13 protein-coding genes are annotated in these 19,314 nt (G+C 62.3%); 5 read left to right on the top strand and 8 right to left on the bottom strand.

Going from position 1 to position 19,314, the window contains the following annotated elements; translation table 11 throughout:
• Positions 1-4,065 (bottom strand): DUF5801 repeats-in-toxin domain-containing protein (locus NKH03_RS11460; RefSeq protein ID WP_352968450.1); only part of this gene is annotated, 4,065 nt, incomplete at its 3' end.
• A 324-nt stretch (positions 4,066-4,389) separates the two neighbouring features.
• Here NKH03_RS11460 and NKH03_RS11465 point away from each other — a divergent pair.
• Positions 4,390-5,328, top strand: a complete 939-nt coding sequence (locus NKH03_RS11465; RefSeq protein ID WP_352968451.1) for a transglutaminase-like cysteine peptidase — start codon at positions 4,390-4,392, stop codon at positions 5,326-5,328.
• Between the two features lie 61 nt (positions 5,329-5,389).
• On the opposite strand, the gene NKH03_RS11470 is transcribed toward NKH03_RS11465, so the two are convergent.
• Genes NKH03_RS11470 through NKH03_RS11485 form a run of 4 tightly spaced genes read right to left on the bottom strand, consistent with a single transcriptional unit; the run spans position 5,390 to position 10,973 of the window.
• Positions 5,390-6,031, bottom strand: coding sequence for a ribbon-helix-helix domain-containing protein (locus NKH03_RS11470; protein WP_352863470.1), 642 nt, complete (start codon positions 6,029-6,031; stop codon positions 5,390-5,392).
• Positions 6,021-7,310, bottom strand: coding sequence for an HlyD family type I secretion periplasmic adaptor subunit (locus NKH03_RS11475; protein WP_352863469.1), 1,290 nt, complete (start codon positions 7,308-7,310; stop codon positions 6,021-6,023). Before NKH03_RS11475 ends, NKH03_RS11470 begins: the two co-directional genes overlap by 11 nt.
• Before the next feature lie 42 nt (positions 7,311-7,352).
• The gene (locus tag NKH03_RS11480; RefSeq protein ID WP_352968452.1) at positions 7,353-9,485 is read right to left on the bottom strand and encodes a type I secretion system permease/ATPase; all 2,133 of its coding nucleotides are present in this window, start codon (positions 9,483-9,485) and stop codon (positions 7,353-7,355) included.
• Between the two features lie 39 nt (positions 9,486-9,524).
• Positions 9,525-10,973, bottom strand: coding sequence for a TolC family protein (locus NKH03_RS11485; protein ID WP_352863465.1), 1,449 nt, complete (start codon positions 10,971-10,973; stop codon positions 9,525-9,527).
• 511 nt (positions 10,974-11,484) lie between these two features.
• Between NKH03_RS11485 and NKH03_RS11490 the strand changes: the two genes are divergently transcribed.
• From NKH03_RS11490 to NKH03_RS11505, 4 genes are all read left to right on the top strand, one after another.
• The gene (locus tag NKH03_RS11490; protein ID WP_352968454.1) at positions 11,485-12,948 is read left to right on the top strand and encodes a phospholipase D-like domain-containing protein; all 1,464 of its coding nucleotides are present in this window, start codon (positions 11,485-11,487) and stop codon (positions 12,946-12,948) included.
• A 169-nt stretch (positions 12,949-13,117) separates the two neighbouring features.
• A complete protein-coding gene (locus tag NKH03_RS11495) occupies positions 13,118-13,972 on the top strand; it encodes an endonuclease/exonuclease/phosphatase family protein (RefSeq protein WP_352863461.1) in 855 nt (284 codons plus the stop codon).
• Positions 13,973-14,035: 63 nt separating this feature from the next.
• The gene (locus NKH03_RS11500; protein ID WP_352968455.1) at positions 14,036-14,383 is read left to right on the top strand and encodes a hypothetical protein; all 348 of its coding nucleotides are present in this window, start codon (positions 14,036-14,038) and stop codon (positions 14,381-14,383) included.
• 372 nt (positions 14,384-14,755) lie between these two features.
• Positions 14,756-15,619 carry a hypothetical protein gene (locus tag NKH03_RS11505; protein ID WP_352968457.1) on the top strand — a complete coding sequence of 288 codons (864 nt, stop codon included), beginning with the start codon at positions 14,756-14,758 and terminating at the stop codon, positions 15,617-15,619.
• 249 nt (positions 15,620-15,868) lie between these two features.
• Here NKH03_RS11505 and amaB read toward each other — a convergent pair whose 3' ends face one another.
• The 3 genes from amaB to NKH03_RS11520 all read right to left on the bottom strand — a co-directional run bounded on the left by amaB (position 15,869) and on the right by NKH03_RS11520 (position 19,213).
• Positions 15,869-17,383: an L-piperidine-6-carboxylate dehydrogenase gene (gene amaB, locus NKH03_RS11510; protein ID WP_352968458.1), complete on the bottom strand. Its 1,515-nt coding sequence runs from the start codon at positions 17,381-17,383 to the stop codon at positions 15,869-15,871.
• 184 nt (positions 17,384-17,567) lie between these two features.
• A complete protein-coding gene (locus tag NKH03_RS11515; protein ID WP_352968459.1) occupies positions 17,568-18,842 on the bottom strand; it encodes an RNA polymerase sigma factor in 1,275 nt (424 codons plus the stop codon).
• Entirely contained in the window at positions 18,839-19,213 is a 375-nt protein-coding gene (locus NKH03_RS11520; protein ID WP_352968461.1) for a YciI family protein, read from the bottom strand. The genes NKH03_RS11515 and NKH03_RS11520 overlap by 4 nt, the downstream gene beginning before the upstream one ends.
• Between the last annotated feature and the right edge of the window lie 101 nt (positions 19,214-19,314).

Below are 19,314 nucleotides of genomic sequence, written 5' to 3' on the forward strand. Positions count from 1 at the left end.
CAATCCCGCCGGGCCGGTGCCCGAACCGGCAATGCCGTTCGTCGCCGCCGTCAGGAAGCTCTCATCCACGTTCAGCGTCGGCACCGTGCCCGTGACCGTGATCGACGGACCGTCATCGTGGAACGTCGCCTTGCCGCCGACATCGACCGACTGCGAGGCGGTGTCCAGATCCTTGTCCGTCACCGTCGCCGTCAGCGTCACAAGGCCCGAGGTCAGGCTGATGCCTTCCGAGCTGTCGGTCGGATTGTCCACCGTGTTCTCGTGCACCGCACGGTCCTGCGTCAGCGTCACCGCGCCGGTCGCCGTATTGACGCTCAGCGTGAACACCAGGAAGGCCGCATCACCGCTGTGCCCGGTCACATAACCCGACACCGTATTGCCGCTCTGCGTCAGCACCACCGCCGTATTGGTGGCGCTGTCGATCAGGTTGGTCGTCACGCCCGGAGCCGAGATGCTCAGCCCATAGCTGGTGGTGGCACCGTCGGCGCCCTGTACAACCGTGAACACACCGGCAAAGTTCTGCGTGTCCGTCGTCAATCCCGCCGGGCCGGTGCCCGAACCGGCAATGCCGTTCGTCGCCGCCGTCAGGAAGCTCTCATCCACGTTCAGCGTCGGCACCTTCACATCAGCCAACGCCACCGTCGGCGCATCATCGTTAAAGGTGATGGTCAGCGTGCCCGGTGCCGTCGAGCCGTCGGCATCGGTGATCACATAGCCCAGGTCGACCGTCGCATTGTCCTCGTCGTTCGGGCCCTGGGCCTGCAGCACGTTGTCGAGCAGCGTCACGGTATAGGCGCCAGTTGCCGGGTCGGTCACATGCACCGTGAACAGTTCGCCGCGCGGACCCGTCGCTGTCAGCGTGTCGGTGGCGGCGTCCCAACTATAGGTCACGCTCTCCTGGCCGACAGTGCCCCCGGTACCGTCCAGCGTCGCGAACGAGAAGCCGTTGGAGCCGGCTCCATCACCGCCGACGCTACCACCCAGTGTGCCGTTGTAGACTGCTTCGCTGAGGCTCGCCGGGGACTCGCCCAAATTGGCGTCGATATCACCGGTCACGCTCGCTGGATTGCCGCCGGCGAGGCCGTCGTCGTCAACCGAGGCCGCAGCTGTGCCGCCGGTCGGAACATTGGCGTCCGTCACCGCAAAGCTGATGCCGGCCGTTGATGTGTCACCGTCGCCGTCCGTCACCGTGTAAATTGCAGAAGCCGCGCCGGTGCCAACAACCGAATTGTCGGCGGTGAAAGAGTAATGGCCGTCAGCCATGACCTTGATCGAACCGTCGCCGATGTTGATCGACTGCGAGTAGCCGTCGCCGCCGAAGACCAGCGCGGTGGCGCCGATATGCGTCACCGTGGCGCCATCGGCGCCGGCAACGAAGTCCAGCGTGCCGGTGATCGTCGCACCTTCGGCGACGTTCTGCGAGGCTTCGTCATGCGCTGTCGGCACGTCGTCGGACACCGTCACGTTGACCGTGCCGGTCGCCTGGGTGCCGTCGATATCGGTGGCAACCACGCCGAGATGGCCCAGATTGACCAGGTCGTCGAGATTGATGCCGGGATGTGCATCGTAGTTGTTGTTCAGCGTCGCCGTCACCGTCGCCACATTGTTGGCAACCGACAGATCGAGCGTCACCACCGTCACGGCGCCGTCCTTGCCCACGACCTGGGTGTCCGACACCCTGGTCCAGGTCAGGTTGGCGGTGTTCAGCCCGCTCAAATCGGTGCCGAAGGCGATCGAGGCGATCGCGTCCGAGCCCGGCGTGAAGGTGATCGAGTTCGCGGCGAAGTCAGGGCCGGCCGGCGTCGAGCCGTCGCTCAGGTTCTGGTCGTCAAGCGCCAGCGTGATCGGAGCGCCCGCAACCGGGGCGGCACCATCCGTGATCGTGAAGGCGATGTTGGCCGTCGACGTGTCGAGGTCGCCGTCCGTCACCGTGTAGGTCGCGTTGACCGCCACCGGGCCAGAGCTGTTGTCGACCGAGGCATCCGGCGTGAACGAGTAGGATCCGTCCGCCTTCACCTGGATGGTGCCCGCGCCGATGTCGACCGACTGCGAGTAGCCCGTGCCGGCATCGAAGATCAGCGGCGTGCCGTTGACATGCGTCACCGTCGCGCCGTCGGCGCCGGCGACGAAGTCCAGTGTTCCCGTCAGCGCCGGAGCACCTTCCGCAATCGACTGCGAGGCTTCATCATGGGCCGTCGGCACATCGTCGACGATATTGACGGAGAGCGTGGCGTTGGCGCTCTGCAGATCCTGGTCGGTCAGCGTGACGGTGAAGTTCTCGAAAAGGTTGTTCGTGTCTTGGCCGGCGGCATGCGCTTCGTTGTCGACCAGCGTGTAGGTGTAGCTCACCTGGCCGGTGGCGGCATTGTAAGCCGTCACATTGAGTGTGTTGCCGAGTGCGGTGGTGAAGGAGCCTGCGGTGAACACGCCGTCGGTGATGAAGGCGTTGCCGTCGATCGCCAGCGAGTGGATGCCGTCCGGCGACGAGACGGTGAAGGTGCCGGCGGCGGTCTCGGCAGTGCTTGCCGGATCGGACCCAGGTCCGCCCGGCGTGCCGACATTCAATGCCGCCTCGTTGACGATGACATCGCCGCCATTGGCCTCCGGCGTCAGGTCGGTGATTACAGGCGTCGAGTTGCCGATCGAGATCGTCAGCGTGGTGTGCGAGGTGTCGCCGTCGCCATCCTTGATGGTGTAGGTGAAGACGTCGTTGACACCGCCAGGCGTGCCCGCATCACGAATATAGGTGTAGGAGCCGTCGGCGTGAAGCGTCAGCTTGCCGTAGGCGCCCTGGAACGGCACGTCGAGCGTGGCCGCGTTATTAACATCGGCATTGGTGTTGCCGGCCGCTACGCCCACCACCGTCGCGCCGTCGGCGCCCTTGACGTCGGCATTGCCGTCGGTCGCGTTGGCATCGCCGGCATCCGTTCCGCCGACAAGCACATTGCCCGTCGCGGGGCCAAACTGGCCGGCTGCAATGCTGTCCGTGTCGGCCACCGCCGTCGGCACGTCGTCGACGATGGCGACGGCAAAGGTGGTGCTGGCCGTATCGCCGTCGACATCCGTGACAGTGATGCTGAAATTGTCCGGAACCGTATCGTTGGGATCGAATCCGTTCGTCTGATTGGGATGAGTGACCGACTCGGTCACCGTGTAATTGTATTCGATGGCACCGGTGCTCGGATTGTAGGAGACGATCGTCAGGAAGCCGAAATCGCCCGGGATCTGCTGGCCGACGCCGGTGACGGTGACGCCGTTGATTACGATCGACCCAATTCCATCCGGCGCATCGATGCTGATCGTTCCCTTGCCGGACGTTTCCGAATGGCTCGGTGCGTTACTACCCGGCGATTGCGTCGGGCCGCCGTCAAGACCGGTTTCACTGGCCGCTTCGCTGGGAGCAAGCAATGACGTGGCCGTCACTGTAACCTGCCTGTCGACGATCGAGGGAAATAGCTCGCGCCGGTCCAATTGACCAAACTGCAAGGCCGTCGGCGGCAACAGCGCCGACAGGTCGAACCCGTGGCCGATGCCGCCGGGGGGGACCGAGAAGTCTCCGCCCGCGCTTGAATTCGAACCGCCCGGGCCGGCCGATATGGAACCGTCGGCGCCGAAGGCGACATCGACATGGCTTGCCTCCAGCGCTGCCAGCAAGGCAACGCGCGGCACCTCGACGTCGCCGATGATGAAGGTCGGCACGTGCAAGGCGCCGTCCTTGATCACGATCACCGAGCCGTCGGCCTGTTCGAGCACAAGGTTGTTGCCGTCGACCTTGATGTTGTCGATGGAAACGTTGGACGGAAGTTTTACGATGTTGCCAGCGTCGGCCACATATTCGTGCGGTGCCGTCGCAGCGGGTGCGTTTGCCGTCGCAGGCGCTTCCGGCTTGACGGGCGCTCCGCCGACATCGACCGGCACCGGTTCGGACGCTGCCGGTGCGGGCTGCGTCGAAATTGCTTGTGCGACCTGCATCTCTGCCGGCGATGACTGACTGTTGTGTTCACCGGACGCGGAATGCTCGTCCATGGAACCCGAAAAACTGTCCAAATCGATATTGGTGGTCATTGCTGAAACCCCTCCGTCATTTCCCGGAAAGAGACAGTGGCCACCTCTGCTTTGCAACAGCCCTGCAATCTATTTCATATATTCCGATATGCATGATTCGGCATTTTTTATACGTGGTAAACTACAACAATATAACCTGATATATATTGACGTCCGCTGGGGCCGAATGGATGGGGGCGAGTCGCGATTCTTTGGTAAATAGAAGTATAAATTTGTATAAAATTTTATGCAAAACAGATGAAGTGATTTGGGGGAAAGTTATCTACCTTCCTTTCCAATAATTTGAGACAAGATTGGTAGCGTCCACAGTCAAAGGTGGGCGTCATGAAAAAAGAAGACTCAGCTCTGGGAAAAACCGGGCTCAAGGTGCTCCTGCTGGCGATCGGGCTTGTCGGCCTGGCAGGGCCATCATTCGCGAACGCCGTTTCCAGCGATGCCGCCGCACCCGGCGCGCCCCTGGAAAGGGTCCAGACGCCGCCCTGCCTCGGCGGCGTGTCGCTGGCGAGGTCTCAGCCCTGGCAGCCTGCGGCCCCCTACCGGATCGGCATGATGTTCGGCAGCTATGGCCCGGCGGTTGTCGATCCCGGCGACAGCCCGTCAATGGCGCGAGCCGGGATAGATCCGGTGCAGACGGCGTCGATCATTCCGGGCGTGTTCGGATCGGTTGCCTTGTCCATGCGCAATTTTCCCGTCGCGGCTCGCTGGGCGCCGGTCTACCGGGCAATCACCGCCTGCTCGGCGGAGAGCGACTGCGAACGCAAGAGCGCGGCTTTTGCCGGCATGGTCGCCGCCGCTCAAGGCAAGGGGTTCAGCGAGAAACTGTCCTTCGTCAACAGCAGCGTAAATCGCCTGATCGCCTACAGGAAAGACAGCGTCGTCTACGGCAAGCTCGACTATTGGGCGAAGCCGTCGGAAATCCTCGAACGGCGGGCCGGCGACTGCGAGGATTTCGCCATCCTCAAGATGACGGCTCTGCTGAGAGCCGGCATTCCAACGCAAAGCATGGCGCTGGTCGTTCTCCAGGATCGCAAGCGAGGCTTCTTTCACGCGGTGCTGTCGGTGAGCACGGGCAGCGGCACCTTCATTCTCGACAGCCTCAGCAACACCGTTGTGCGCGACAGCGATCTGCCGGACTACGTTCCGCTCTATTCGTTCAGCACGGACCGGGCCTGGATCCACGGCTCCAGACCGGGCGGAGCCCAGATGGCCGACATCAAGGGCGGTTTCGCCACCGTCGCGCCGGGCGAAGGTTTTCAGCCATAGGTTTCCGCTAAGCCATAGGTTTCCGCTAAGCCATAGGTTTCCACTAGGATTTGCGGTGTATTCAGCCGCCGAAGACGAACGCCATCAGCAACTCCGGCTCGAGCACCGGGGCCCGCACCGCATTCAACTGACCCCGGTATCGACGCTCGCCGGCGCCGATGACAAAGCCGGTGGCCACCGGCGTTTCGCCATTGGCATCGAGCCGCGAGAAGATATCAGCCACATTGAGGTCCAGCGCCAGCTTGAGGTCGTTGCGCGCATCATCGCTCGGAGCGATCGGCAGTTGACGCTTGACCAGCTGTTGGAACGGCGCGTTGAACGTCAGGATCTTCTTCGACGAAGCCAGGGCAAAGGCCGGTGACGGGCAAGCGATCAGTATGGCGTTGATGGTATTGATCGACGCAAGCCTTCGCAAAGTCAGGTTTTCGTCCGCCAATCCACGCATGCAGGCCACGCGGATCGCGGATGTCAGGTTGCCTGTCTGTGCCTGGCTTTCGGCGATCTCGTCGATGAGCATGCCGATCGTGCATTTCCTGCGTTCGGCCAGCTGTTTCAGCGAGACCCAGAATGCCCGTTCCAGACGGATGCCGCGCCGTATGCCGCCACGCGCCACGACCCGAAATTCCAGCCCAAAATCCTCGGCCGTGACCGCGGGAAGCAGCCGCTCGCCATCGGCATGATGAAGGCTGGCGCTACCGCTCACTCATCGCCTCCTCACGCGCCTTGTTGATCGGCTTCAGGAGATAGTGCAGGATCGTCTTGCGCCCGGTCTTGATGTCGACTGAACAGATCATGCCGGGGATGATCGAATAGGCCTTGCCGTCTCTCTGAAGTGTCGATTTGTCCGTCGACACGCGCACCTGATAATAGGGTTCCCCTGTCTTCTGATCGACCAGGCTGTCGGCCGTGATGTTGGAGACCTTGCCCTCGATGCCGCCGAAGATCGAGAAATCATAGGCGGTGACTTTGATAAGCGCTTCCTGGTCGGGGCGGATGAAGGCGACATCCCGTGGCGAGACCCGCGCCTCCACCAGCAAAGTCTCGGAGGTTGGCACGATGCCGGCCACGACGGCGCCTGGCTGGACGAAGGCGCCGACCGTGTTCAGCTCCAGCGTGTTGACGATGCCGTCCACCGGAGACCGGATATCGGTGCGGGCCACCTTGTCGGTCGCCCCCCTAATGGTTTCATCCACCACCGAAAGGTCCGCCAGCGCCTGGGTGAGGTCGTCCAACGCCTCCTGCTGCAGTTGCAGGCCGAGTTCTTCGACCTGAAGCTGGGCTTCCGTGATCGCCGCCTTGCCCTTCTTGATGGTCTCGCCCGCCAGGTTCAGCTGACCGTTGAGTTCGGTCTGTTCGCGCTCTACGCGGAGCTGCTCGGTCCTTGCCATCAGGCCTTTCTTGACCATCGCGTCGACCAGTTTTGCCTCCTGGTCACTGACGGCCAGGTTCTTGGTCAGACGGTCGGAATTGGCGATCGCCTCGGCCAGTTCCTTCTCGCGCTGATCGAGGCGCGACTTGAGCACGGATAGCTTGTTGTCGAAATTCCCGCGTCGGGCGATGAGCAGCTTCTGTTCGTTGTCGCAGATTTGCGGAGCGATCGACTGAATGTCCTGGGGACACGGAAATGGGCCCGAGAGATTGCCGCCCTGTTCGTATTTCAGCCTTGCTATGCGCACTTCCAGCGCGCGCGCCTTGGCCTGCTGCTCGCCCAGACTGGACGTATTGAGCGTGTTGTCCAGGCGGATGATGAGATCGTTCTTCTTGACGATCTGGCCGATCGTCACCGCGATCTCCTGAACGACACCGGCTTCACTCGCCTGAATGATCTGGGTCTTGGACGCGGGTATGACCTTGCCGTCGCCGCGTGCGATCTCATCGACTTCGGCAAAGGATGCCCAGGCGACAAAAACGACAAAGAGTGCTCCTATGATGAATATGGACGCCGACGCAAAGAGCGGCGGTCGATCTTCCCTGGCAAGCATTTCCCACGCCCCAACGCATTGTATGCATTACTATTTGTTTTATCAGGCGCTTGTTTTCTGCAACGCCTGTATGACTTGGTCCTTCGGTCCGTCGGCAACGATCTTGCCCCGCTCGATAACGATCAGGCGGTCGGCCAGTTCAAGCATGCTGAAGCGATGTGTGGAGACGATCAGCGTCGTGTCGCGGTCAAAGGCGACTTTGAGTTGCTTTATCAACTGGCGTTCCGATGCGAGATCCATCGAGCCCGATGGTTCATCCAGAAAGACGATTTTCGGTTTGGTCAAAAGCAGGCGCGCGATCGCCACCGTCTGCCTCTGGCCGCCGGAAAGATTGGTGCCGCGCTCGCCGACATTCATGTCGTAGCCGCGCGGGTGGCGCGAGACGAACTCGTCGACGCCGGCGGCCTTCGCGGCTTCGATGATCTGCTCATCGCTAGCCTCGGGGCATGCCATCAGGAGGTTTTCCTTGATGGTGCCCGAGAACAGGTCGCCAGCCTGCGCAACGATGCCGACCGCGGCGCGAACCTCGGACGGGTGATACTGGCGAATATCGATCCCATCCAGCAGCAACTCGCCGGAGGTCGGCAGGAAAAGCCGGCCGATCAGCCGACCCATCGTCGTCTTTCCCGATCCTATGCGGCCGATGATGCCGATCCGCTCACCCGGCTTCACCGAGAAATTCAGGCCGGTCAAAACCTCGTTTTCCGTGCCGGGATAGACGAACCCTACGTTTCTGAACACCATCGCCCCGTTGCGAATGGGGCGGTTGACGAAACCCACCGTGTCCGGTCTGTCTTCCGGCTGAGCCATGATCGAGTTCACCATTCTCAACGAGAGCATGGCTTGGCGGAACCTGGACAGCGTGATGGCGATCTGGCCGAGCGGAGCCACGGCCCGGCTCGCCAGCATCACCGTTCCAATGATTGCTCCGGTCGAAACATGCCCTTCCGAGAAGGCATAAGCGCCGGCCACGACCAGAGCGACGGTCACCAGCTGTTGTATGGACTGGGTTATGTTGCCCGCGGCCGCCGAAAGCTGCTTGATCTTCTCGGATGTGTTGGCGGCGTTCTTGGAGTGCTCCCCCCATTTTCGCAGCAGATACGCCTCGGCGCGCAGCGACTTGATGGTCTCCAGCGTGGAGATGGATTCGACCAGCAGGGCCTGGCGTTGCGAAGCTTCGTTCATCGAGGCGGCGACGCGCTTGCCGATGCGGCGCTGGGTGATCAAGCCGACGATGACCGACAGCACGAAGGCCAGCGCCGGTATGATCATCAGCCAGCCGCCTATCGCATAGATGACAAGGAGAAAGACGAAGACGAATGCCGTGTCGATGAACACGCTGATGGTATTCGAGGTGAAGAACTCCCTGACGAACTCATATTGCGTGACCCTGTTTGCGTATTCGCCGGTCGAACCGGGACGCGCCGACAGCGACGAGTTCAGCACTTTCTCGAACAGAAGATAGGATATCCGAAGATCCGCCTTGCGCCCGGCATAATCGATGAGGGAAGCCCTGGCCGTCTTCAAAAGCAGATCGAACAGGATGACGGCGCCAATGCCGATCGCCAGAACCCACAGTGTCGATACTGCCTTGTTCGGCAGGATCCTGTCGTAGACGTTCATCGTGAAGATGGGCGAGGCTATGGCCAGGACGTTGATGAACACCGCCGCGAGAACGACCTTCGAATAGGTGCGCCAGAAAGCGCCCATCGTCCCGGTAAGCCAGTGTCTTCGCTCGATCTTGGCTGCCGAGCCGACCGACATGCCCTCGGCGGCATTGGCATAGGTGATCGAGAAGGACGCTCCGCCGCTGATATAGCTGGCGGCGAGTTCCGATCTGCCGATCGCGGTGCGGCCGTCTTCCTGGGGCGCGGTGATATAGCCACCGTCTTCGGTTTGAGCGAGCAGGGCAACGGGCAACTGGCTGACGCGAAAGACGATGGCGGGCAGGTCGATGCGGCCCCTGAGAAAGTCGCGGTGGCTGAACTCGGTGACTTCCATGCCGATACGCTCGGCAAGGTGCCGGATGTCGTCGACTTCAATTCGCGTGTCCGAGAGCGGCACGCCGGCAAACAGCACCGTCTCCGCGCTCGGCCTGCCGAGATATCCGGCAACGGCTGAGAAGCAGGCCTTGAACGCCTCCTTGGGGGAGAGAATGTTTGGTTGCTGGTTCACGATCTGCCCGTCGGGACTCTCGTTGGACCTTGCGTCGTCTTATTTCTTCCTCACCGGGGCGAGGATGTCGAAAGGCAGGTCGTTCTTCTGCTCCGACGGCGTCCGCGCATAGGTTTCAGTGTCCGCGGTTTCCGGTGCCGCAAACTCCGTTCGCGCATAGGCCGTCGCTTGTTTCGCCGGCTGAAGGTTCATCGTTTTCAGCAACTGTCCGGTCGCGGCAAGAAGCCGGTACTGGGCAAACAGCGATGCATAGGACGAGGTATCAGCCAGCGTTGCGGTGTTGAACCGCGTATTCTGCGCATCGAGCACGTCGAGCAGCGAACGCTGTCCGACTTTGAACTGCTCGCGATAGGAAGCGACCAGCTTCTCACTGGCGGCCGCTTGCTGCCTCAGGGTCTTTGCCAGATCGGCTTGCCGGAAACGGCGATCCCATGACGTACGAACGGCCTCCTCGATTTCGCGCTGGACCTGATGCAGGGCCAGACGCTGTTCGCTTGTGCGGCGGATCTGCTCCTGCTCGTTGGCCTTGTCGATACCACCGCGATAGAGATTCCAGCGCAGGACCACACGCGCCTGCAGGTCGGTGGTGTCGCCATCGTCGCCGTCAATGTCGGCTCCCGCCCGGGCGCGACCTTCAGCGATGATGGAGGGGCCAAATTTTGCCCGCGCGGCATCCACGAGGGAAGCCGCCGCGTCGATGTCGCTGTTGGCCATGTGCACGCGCGGATTGCTTTCCCGCGCCAACCCTATTGCTTCGTCAAGCGAGCGCGGGAGAGCGGCCGAAACATCGCCCGGCCTCGAAGGACTGGTCAGTGGCTTTCCGACGGTCTTGAAGAAGCGGATCTTGGCCGCTTCCAGTTCCTCGGTCGCCTCCTGCATGCGCGCCTTGGCGGCGAACAGCCGTTCCTCGGCCTGTTGCCGGTCGGCCTCGTTCAGCGCGCCGCCCGAGATGCCTTGCCGGATGTCGCCGAGAATGCCCTGGTGGAAGCCGAGATTTTTCTTCGCTTCGACAACGATCGAAGCCTGCAGCATGTACTCCAGATAGTCCTGGACAACGGACAGCCCGATGAATTCGGACCGTTCCAGCACACGGAATGAAGCGCCGTCGACGCGCGATGCCTGACGGTTCAATTCGGCCCGCCTTGCGCCGCTGTCATAAAGCGTCTGCGAAACGGTAAGATCCGTTTCAGCCGGATAGAGCGCGTCGTCTTCGATGGAAAGCGAGCGCCGGGATGGATTGTCGAGCCGGCGAACGCCGGCCGATGCCTCGACATCGACACTGGGAAGATAGAGGCCCTTGGCCTGCCGCAACTCGAACTCGATTGCTTCGCGGTTTTCGATTGCCTGTCCAATCTCGGGATTGGATTCCACCGCAACGGCCATCGCCTCCTTGAGCGTGAGCGCATGAGCGCCCCCGCAGGTCAGCATGGTGGCCGCCATCAAAAGACCAAGGCGCTTGCCTATGGTCGACATGCTTGTCGTGTTCATAAAACCCACCCTAACGTTTCCCCAGCGCCCCTATTCTTGAACGCTATAGCCAAGCCAAGGCCTGCCCGTCGATGGATTATTCACAGATTCATGAAATCTGTGAGTGATTATTGGTTTAGCTGCCACTAAAAAGGCGATTCAGATCAGAAGAGCCGCGGGATGTAGCAAAAATGGCACATAGATATCGACCCGCTGCGGTTGTACCCTGACGCCGCCACGTGTGGGAAAGCACAGGATAACGAACGCCCGCTGACCGATGCGGCCAGAATCACACTGGCTATTGGCGGCCGAAGCCGCGGTTGGATCGCTATTTTCGGGCAGCGCCACGAGGTGCCGCGTCGAAAAATTAGGTCATCGGCGGCGACCCTGCTCCGGAAAACGCCCATTGGTCGCAGACTGACCCGCTTCCTCTCAACGCGCGCTTAACGAAACCATACGGGTCGAACGCCGCGGTCAGGCCGGGAGACCGGCCGCATTGCCTTCTGCAATCGCTCGCTGGATAGTCTCGGCCATGTTGGAGACCCTGGCGACTCACTGGCCCCAAATTCTCGCGGTCATCTCCGTGGTGATGGCGACCGTCGGCATCGTTCACGCCGTCATGACCAAGGAGGATGTCCGCGCCGCTACCGGCTGGGTCGGCGTGATGGTGCTGTCGCCGATCCTCGGCGTGCTGATCTATGCCGTCGCCGGCATCAACCGCATCCGTCGTGCCACGATCACCGCGCAGCGTCCGCTTGCCGGCGACCCGGTGTCCGCCAAGCATGAGCGCGACATCGCCGCCGAAGAGGCCCTGATCGTCGAGCGATACGGGCCGCGATTCACCGGCTTGAGAACACTGGGCGACAGGGTGGCGCGGCGCGCACTCACGCCGGGAAATGCCATAGAGGTGCTGGAGACCGGCGACGAGGCCTATGCCGCCATGTGCGCGGCGATCGATGGCGCTGAGCGCGGCATCCTGCTTGAGACCTATATTTTCGACAATGATGCCGTCGGCCTGCTCTTCGTCGAAGCGCTGGCCGGCGCCGTCCGGCGTGGCGTCACCGTCCGCGTGCTGATCGACGCCGTCGGCGCCCGCTACTCCGTACCGAGCATCCTTGGGCATCTACGCGAGGCCAACATTCCCGCCGATGTCTTCAACGGCAACATCGTCATGGGCCTGCGCCTGCCCTACGCCAATCTCAGGACCCACAGGAAGATCCTCGTGGTCGACGGCATGGTCGCCTTCACCGGCGGCATGAACATCCGCAAGGGCTTCTCCGCCGAGTTTGCCGGTTCCAACAGCGCCAGGGACACGCATTTCCGGGTGACCGGTCCGGTCGTCGCCGACCTCTTCTCGATTGCCGCCGAGGACTGGCGTTTCGCCACCAACGAAGCGCTGAAGGGCGATGACTGGCGAATTGCCCCGCTGTCGCCGTCGCCCGGCGTGCCGATGCTGGTGCGGGCCGTCGCTTCCGGCCCGGACGCCAGCAACGAAACCAACCATAAACTGCTGATCGGTGCCTTCTCCGTCGCCCGCAAATCGATCCGCCTGATGTCGCCTTATTTCCTGCCGGACCGCGAACTGATAAGTGCGCTGATCACCGCGGGCAGGCGAGGTGTCGAAATCGACATCGTCGTGCCGGCGGTGAACAACCTTTTCCTGGTCGACCGTGCGATGACGGCGCAATTCGACCAGGTGCTGAAACATTATTGCCGCGTCTGGCGCACGGAGGGGCCTTTCGACCATTCGAAGCTGCTTTCGATCGACGGCGTGTGGGCCTATGTCGGCTCGTCCAATCTCGACGCCCGCTCGCTGCGGCTGAATTTTGAGATCGACCTCGAGATCCTCGACGCCGGCTTTGCCGGCGAGATCGAAGCGCGCATCCGGTCGGCGCTCGAAACGGCCGTACCGGTCACGCTGGAAGCGTTGCGGGCCCGGCCGTTTCTTATCAGATTGTTCGACCGGGCCCTTTGGCTCGGTTCGCCCTATCTCTAGATGGTTTCACCCCTATCTCTTGATGGGTTTATCCCTATCTCTGGATGGGTTCATCCCATCTTTAACAAAACGACGTGTTTGCCGGATAGTTTGACGCCAATTATGGAACAGAAACCCAGAGACGCTATTTGAGGTGCATGGTGAAAGCAGCGGCCATGGTAGGCACACGATGCGCATGACCGGACGCAGCCTCCCGGCAAGTATGCTTTTATCCATCCGTGACCGCCGGATGCGGAAGGCAAACGCCGCTGCACACAAGACGACGGCGACCACCGGCACGCTGGTTGCCTCCTACAATGTCCACAAATGCATCGGCGTCGACAGGAAGTTCGACCCGGAGCGGACCATCCGCGTCATCCGCGAAATCGATCCGGATGTCATTGCGTTGCAGGAAGCCGACAACCGCTTCGGCGACCGTGTTGGGCTTCTCGACCTGGCCCGGCTCGAGCGGGAAACCGGCCTGGTTCCGGTGCCGATTTCCGCGACCGGCAAGGGCCATGGCTGGCATGGCAATGTCTTGCTGTTCAAGAAGGGCGTCGTTCGTGACGTGCATCAGATCAAGCTTCCGGGACTGGAGCCGCGCGGCGCGGTGGTGGCGGAGATCGACCTCGATGGAAGCCGGACGTTGCGCATCATCGCCGCCCATCTTGGCCTGCTGCGCCGCTCGCGCTCCCAGCAGGCACGTGTCGTGCTCGACCTGATGAACAGCCCGGACGAAACGCCGACCTTGCTGCTCGGCGACCTCAACGAATGGCGCCTCGGCAACCGCTCCGCGCTCAACACGCTGCATGCGACGTTCGGCCCGCAGCCGCCGGCGGTCCCCACATTCCCCTCAAACCTGCCGCTCCTGGCGCTCGACCGCATCATGGCCAACAGGCGCGGCATGATTGCCGCCGTCGACGCGCATGACACGCCGCTTTCGCGGGTTGCATCCGACCATCTGCCGTTGACGGCCTTTGTCCAACTGGAGCGCATGGCTGACGCCGATAACGGTTTGATGTCCCAGGCGTCGCAAAGCGTGTAGATTTTCTGTGGAACGCGCGGTTCTTCCACGAGTTGATATGTCTTGAATTCGCAGGAGGACCGGATGAAAAAATTGATTTTAACTTCCGTATTGGCATTTGCCGCAACAGCGGCAGTCATGGCACCCACGCAAGCCGCAAGCGTGATTATCCAGTCCGACGACGGCCAATATTCACCGGATGATCAGTATTCACCGGATGATCAGTTCGACAATGGCGAGATCGTCGTTCGCCGCCATTATGACCGGCGTATTTACGACAACCAGTATGATGACGACGAGAATGTGCAATATGGCGACTATAACGATGGCGAGTATCGCCGCCACCACCGGCATCGTCGCTGCCACATCGAACTGATCAAGCACTGGCGCCACCACCACAGGGTGATCGAGCAGGTCCGCGTCTGCGGCTAAATCTGAGCTGGCTCCGTATAAGCCGGCTTGCGACAAAGCTAGGCCGGCTTGGCCCCGTAAGAGCAATGCTGGCGAAATAGCGCTACCACCCGAAGTCGGCGGCCCTGCCAGGCGTCGAATGATGCCTCTCGGCCTGCCGGTTCTCGCCGCTACGGGCGGTGGCGCATAGCAGGGTTTGCTCAGCCAAACGGCTGACCGCGCATCGCAATGATCGCACGGCGCCTCCGGCGACTTTCGGGGCGCGGGCGTCATGAACCGGTCGCTACCCGGACAGGGCCTGACCTCGCTATTTGATACCCTCTGGACACAGCCGCCGAAGGCTGAAAAATTTGGAGCGCAACTCGCTTTGGAGTTGAGCCGGAACACCAGGAGATGGCGCTGAAGTTGGAAGACATTGCCGGCCATCCGGCGTTGCATCGCTGCGTTCAGGAGCAGTCGCTGGCCCTGATCCAGATTTATCAAGACAGCCCGCGGCTGGCTTCCATTTTCGCCACGCAGCAGCGTTGGCTGATGGGCCATGTCGGCCTCGCCATGCATTTCAGGCGCGACCCGCACGACCGCCGCAAGGAGCTGACGGTATCGCGTTTCATCGAATTCGTGCACCAGCACGCGGTGGCCAGCCGCAACACGGCCGACGCTTTCATCAAGGAGATGCTGCACTACCACATTGCCGAATACGTGTCGGGTGGCGACGGTCGTACCCACCCCTTGCAGCCGACAGCGGCAACCGTGCAGACTTTTACCGGCTGGGTCCTTGCCCATTTGCGGACGCTGGATCGCCTCGACGGGGCAGACCGCTTGGCCAGATTCCTGGAGCATCCCGAAATGGTTGCCATGCTGCAGCCTCTAGTGGCGGACGGCCTGCTAGCCTCCGCGCCGGTGCGCGAACCCAACCAGACCTTTTCCCTGTTCATCTGGCTCAACAATGGCGGCATCGTCATGGACTGGCTGATGTCGGGCATCGACCCCGATCATGCAGGCCTGGAGCGGATTGCGACGAGCGTGGTTTCGATCGGCGATTTCGCCAAATGGCTCAAGCTGTCGCGCACTCACCTCGCCCGCAAGCTGCGCGCTGCCGAGAACCTCGGCAGCATCGGCTGGCTCGGCCAACGCGGCCATTCGGTGATGTGGGTGTCGAGCACCTTCTACCAGGAATACATGACCGTCCAGGCCGCCAAGCTGGCCATAGTCGATGCCGCTTTCGACGCGGCTTTTGACCAGCCGGCAGACAGCTGATCGGTTGGGCATCCCCGTGCGGGAGACGCCCAGGGCAACGAACTTAACGGGCTCCTTCGCAGCCTTCGCCGGCGCATTGGCTGACGGAAACGAAAAACCCGCCTGCGCGGCGGGTCAGTGGCGCAAATCAGCACCATGGACGAATATCTACCATAGCTGAGGTCACGGAGTCAAGAAAAAATTCCTATCGTGAAAAGCTGCCGGCACAAAAGCTGCCAACACCGCCGATGCCCAACCCCCGGCCCCCCGTCAGTCGATATCGAACGAGACGCCCTGGGCGAGCGGCAGCGCCTTGGAATAATTCACCGTGTTGGTGGCGCGCCGCATATAGGCCTTCCACGCATCGGAGCCGCTCTCGCGGCCGCCGCCGGTTTCCTTTTCGCCGCCGAAGGCGCCGCCGATCTCGGCGCCCGAGGTGCCGATGTTGACATTGGCGATGCCGCAGTCCGAGCCGTCGACACCGAGGAAACGCTCGGATTCCTGCAGGTCGCGGGTGAAGATCGACGACGACAGACCGGCGCCCACCGCATTGTGCTCGTCGAGCACGGCGTCGAAATCCGAATATTTCATCACATAGAGGATCGGCGCGAAGGTCTCTTCCGTGACAGGGGCCACCTGCTTGGGCATTTCGACCAGCGCCGGATGCACGTAATAGGCATCCGGGTGGCCGTTCTCGACCCGCGCGCCGCCGGTCACCTTGCCACCGTGGGCGGCGGCTTCCTTCAGCGCCTTCTGCATGGCGTCGAAGGCGGCCTTGTCGATCAGCGGCCCAACCAGCGAAGAGGTCTCCAGCGGATTGCCGACCGAGACGCTCTCGTAAGCCTTCTTGAGACGTGGAACCAGGGCGTCGTAGACGCTGTCATGCACGAACAGGCGCCGCAGCGTCGTGCAGCGCTGGCCCGCCGTACCCATGGCGCCGAAGGCAATGGCGCGCAGCGCCATGTCGAGATCGGCTGTCGGGCAGACGATGCCGGCATTGTTGCCGCCAAGCTCCAGCACCGCGCGCGCAAAGCGCTTGGCCAGGCGCGGGCCGACGTCGCGGCCCATGCGGGTCGAGCCGGTAGCCGAAACCAGCGGCACTTTGGGATGATCGACCAGTATCTCGCCGACGGCACGGTCGCCGATCAGCACCGGCGCCAGGCCCTGCGGCGCGTCCGCGCCGAAACGCTTGACCGCACGTTTGAAGATAGCCTCGCAGGCAAGTGCGGTCAGCGGTGTCTTTTCCGACGGCTTCCACACGACAGCATCGCCGCAGACCAGCGCCAGTGCTGCGTTCCACGACCACACCGCGACCGGGAAATTGAAGGCGGAAATGACGCCGACGACGCCGAGCGGATGCCAGGTCTCCATCATGCGATGGCCCGGACGCTCCGTGGCGATGGTCAGGCCGTACAATTGCCGGGAGAGGCCGACGGCGAAATCGCAGATGTCGATCATCTCCTGCACTTCGCCTAGTCCTTCGGATGGGATCTTGCCGACCTCGATCGAGACCAGCCGGCCAAGCTCGGCCTTGTGCGCGCGCAGTTCCTCGCCGAGCAGCCGCACCAGTTCGCCGCGCCTGGGCCCCGGCACCAGCCGCCACGCCTGGAAGGCCTTGTGCGCGGCATCGATGGTCTTGGCTGCATCGGCGGGCGAGATCGTCTTCAGCGCCGCGATCTGCTCGCCCGTCACCGGGCTGCGCACGATTAGATCGCCGCCCGTAAGCGCGCCCTCGGCCACACCCAGTTTCGCCAGAAGCTCGATCGTTTCCTTCGCTATCGTCATTTTGTCCCTTTCAGATCCACCGCCATCAGATGGCGTTGAACCAATGCTCGCGCAATGTCGCCCGCGTGCCGGTCAGCACTTCGGGCACAGTCATGGCGTGGCATTACTCGTTTCGGGGAAGAATCGCCACCCCGGCATGGTCCAAGCCCGGGCGACACGATTGAGCCAGACATGCAGACGGCGCTCAGTTTGCCTTTTGCGTCGGTGCGCGAACGGCACCGTCCCTCATCAGCCGGTCGATATGCATGCGGATATGAGCCGCCTCCGCAGCTGTGTTGGCAAGCGCAATGGCACGGTCGAAGGCGACACGCGCCTCCTCCCCCCGGTCAAGCTGCATCAGAAGGCCGCCCTTGAGGCCGAAGAAATGGAAATAGCCGGAAAGCCGTTCTTCCAGCGGCTCGATCATGGCGAGCGCCTCTGCCGGACCACGCACCTTCGAGACCGCGACGGCCCGGTTGAGCGTGATCACCGGTGATGGCTGCATCTGCTCGAGCAGGCGGTAGAGCAGGTCGATTTCGTTCCAATCCGTGTCCTCGGCCTTTTCAGCCCGCGCATGCAGCGCGGCAATAGCCGCCTGCACCTGATAGGGGCCGGGCTTGCGATGGCGCAGCGCCTTGTCGACCAGTGCCAGCCCCTCATCGATCATCTTGCGGCTCCACAGGCTGCGATCCTGATCCTCGAGCAGCACGATCTCGCCGCCATCGTCGAAACGGGCCGGTGCGCGCGCGTGCTGCAGAAGCAGCAGCGCCGTCAGCCCCATGATCTCCGGCTCGGTCTGGAACAGCCGCAGCAACAGCCGTGCCAGCCGGATCGCCTCTTCGCACAGCGGCGCACGGGCCGGCGCCTCGCCGCTATTGGTCGAATAGCCTTCGTTGAAGATCAGGTAGACCATGGCGGCGACAGCGGCGAGCCGTTCCGACCGCTCGACCGCGCCCGGCGTCTCGAACGGCACGCCAGCGTCGGCAATGCGCGCCTTGGCGCGGGTGATGCGCTGCTCCATGGCGCTTTCGCCGACCAGGAAGGCGCGTGCGATCTGCTTGACGGTGAGGCCCGAGACAATCCGCAGCGCCACCGCGATCTGCTGCGTTGCCGGCAGGTCGGGATGGCAGCAGATGAACAGCAGCCGAAGGATGTCATCGCGGTAATGCGCTCCGTCCAGCCGCTCGGCGATATCGCTCTCGGCATCTTCCAGGTCCGAGATCTGGTCTTCCTCCGGCATCGGCGCCTGCTTGGCGCGTTTGCGCACCGCATCGATGCCGCTGTTGCGGCCGACAAAGATCAACCACGCCGCGGGATCACGCGGCGGCCCGTTCTGCGGCCAGTTCTTGATGGCCCTGAGGCACGCATCCTGGAAAGCTTCTTCCGCCGTATCGAGGTCGCGGAAATAACGCAGCAGCGCGCCCATCGCCTGCGGACGGGCGGCGCTGATCGCGGAGCTGATCCAGGCGAGTTCGGTCATGCCGGGACCTTGTTGCGGTTGAAGACCGAGACCGGCCGGATCTCGTAGGAGCCGCCGCTCGGATTGACCTCGGAAAGTTCGCGAGCGAATTCCACGGCCTCGTCGAGATCGGCGCATTCGAGCGTGTAGAAGCCGAGGAATTGTTCCTTGGTCTCGGCGAACGGACCATCGATGACGACCGCTTCGCCCTTGACCCTCCTCAGCGTCGTCGCGGCGGTCGTCGGCAAAAGCCTTGCCACCGGACCTAGCCGGCCGGCTTTGGCATACTTGTCCTGGACGTCGAGGAGATTGGCCATGACCTTGTCGTCCTGTTCCTTGCTCCAGGAGCAGACGACATCTTCGGAAGCATAGCAGAGGATTGCGTAGAGCATGCTTGGTCCTTTTCTCTGTCAAAGGACGAAACAGTAAGACCGATCCCGACACGGCGTCGATAAAAAAATCCCGATGCTGCGGATTTGGCGACGCTCCGTCG

The organism is Mesorhizobium sp. M1406 (assembly GCF_040317555.1).
Lineage (GTDB): Bacteria > Pseudomonadota > Alphaproteobacteria > Rhizobiales > Rhizobiaceae > Mesorhizobium.

Bases quoted from the DNA above. Each gene is read 5' to 3' on its own strand.
- NKH03_RS11500 (WP_352968455.1), top strand. From the start codon at position 14,036: ATGAAAAAATTGATTTTAACTTCCGTATTGGCATTTGCCGCAACAGCG.
- NKH03_RS11475 (WP_352863469.1), bottom strand. From the start codon at position 7,310: ATGCTTGCCAGGGAAGATCGACCGCCGCTCTTTGCGTCGGCGTCCATA.
- amaB (WP_352968458.1), bottom strand. From the start codon at position 17,383: ATGACGATAGCGAAGGAAACGATCGAGCTTCTGGCGAAACTGGGTGTG.
- NKH03_RS11515 (WP_352968459.1), bottom strand. From the start codon at position 18,842: ATGACCGAACTCGCCTGGATCAGCTCCGCGATCAGCGCCGCCCGTCCG.
- NKH03_RS11495 (WP_352863461.1), top strand. From the start codon at position 13,118: ATGCGCATGACCGGACGCAGCCTCCCGGCAAGTATGCTTTTATCCATC.
- NKH03_RS11520 (WP_352968461.1), bottom strand. From the start codon at position 19,213: ATGCTCTACGCAATCCTCTGCTATGCTTCCGAAGATGTCGTCTGCTCC.
- NKH03_RS11505 (WP_352968457.1), top strand. From the start codon at position 14,756: ATGGCGCTGAAGTTGGAAGACATTGCCGGCCATCCGGCGTTGCATCGC.
- NKH03_RS11485 (WP_352863465.1), bottom strand. From the start codon at position 10,973: ATGAACACGACAAGCATGTCGACCATAGGCAAGCGCCTTGGTCTTTTG.
- NKH03_RS11465 (WP_352968451.1), top strand. From the start codon at position 4,390: ATGAAAAAAGAAGACTCAGCTCTGGGAAAAACCGGGCTCAAGGTGCTC.
- NKH03_RS11490 (WP_352968454.1), top strand. From the start codon at position 11,485: ATGTTGGAGACCCTGGCGACTCACTGGCCCCAAATTCTCGCGGTCATC.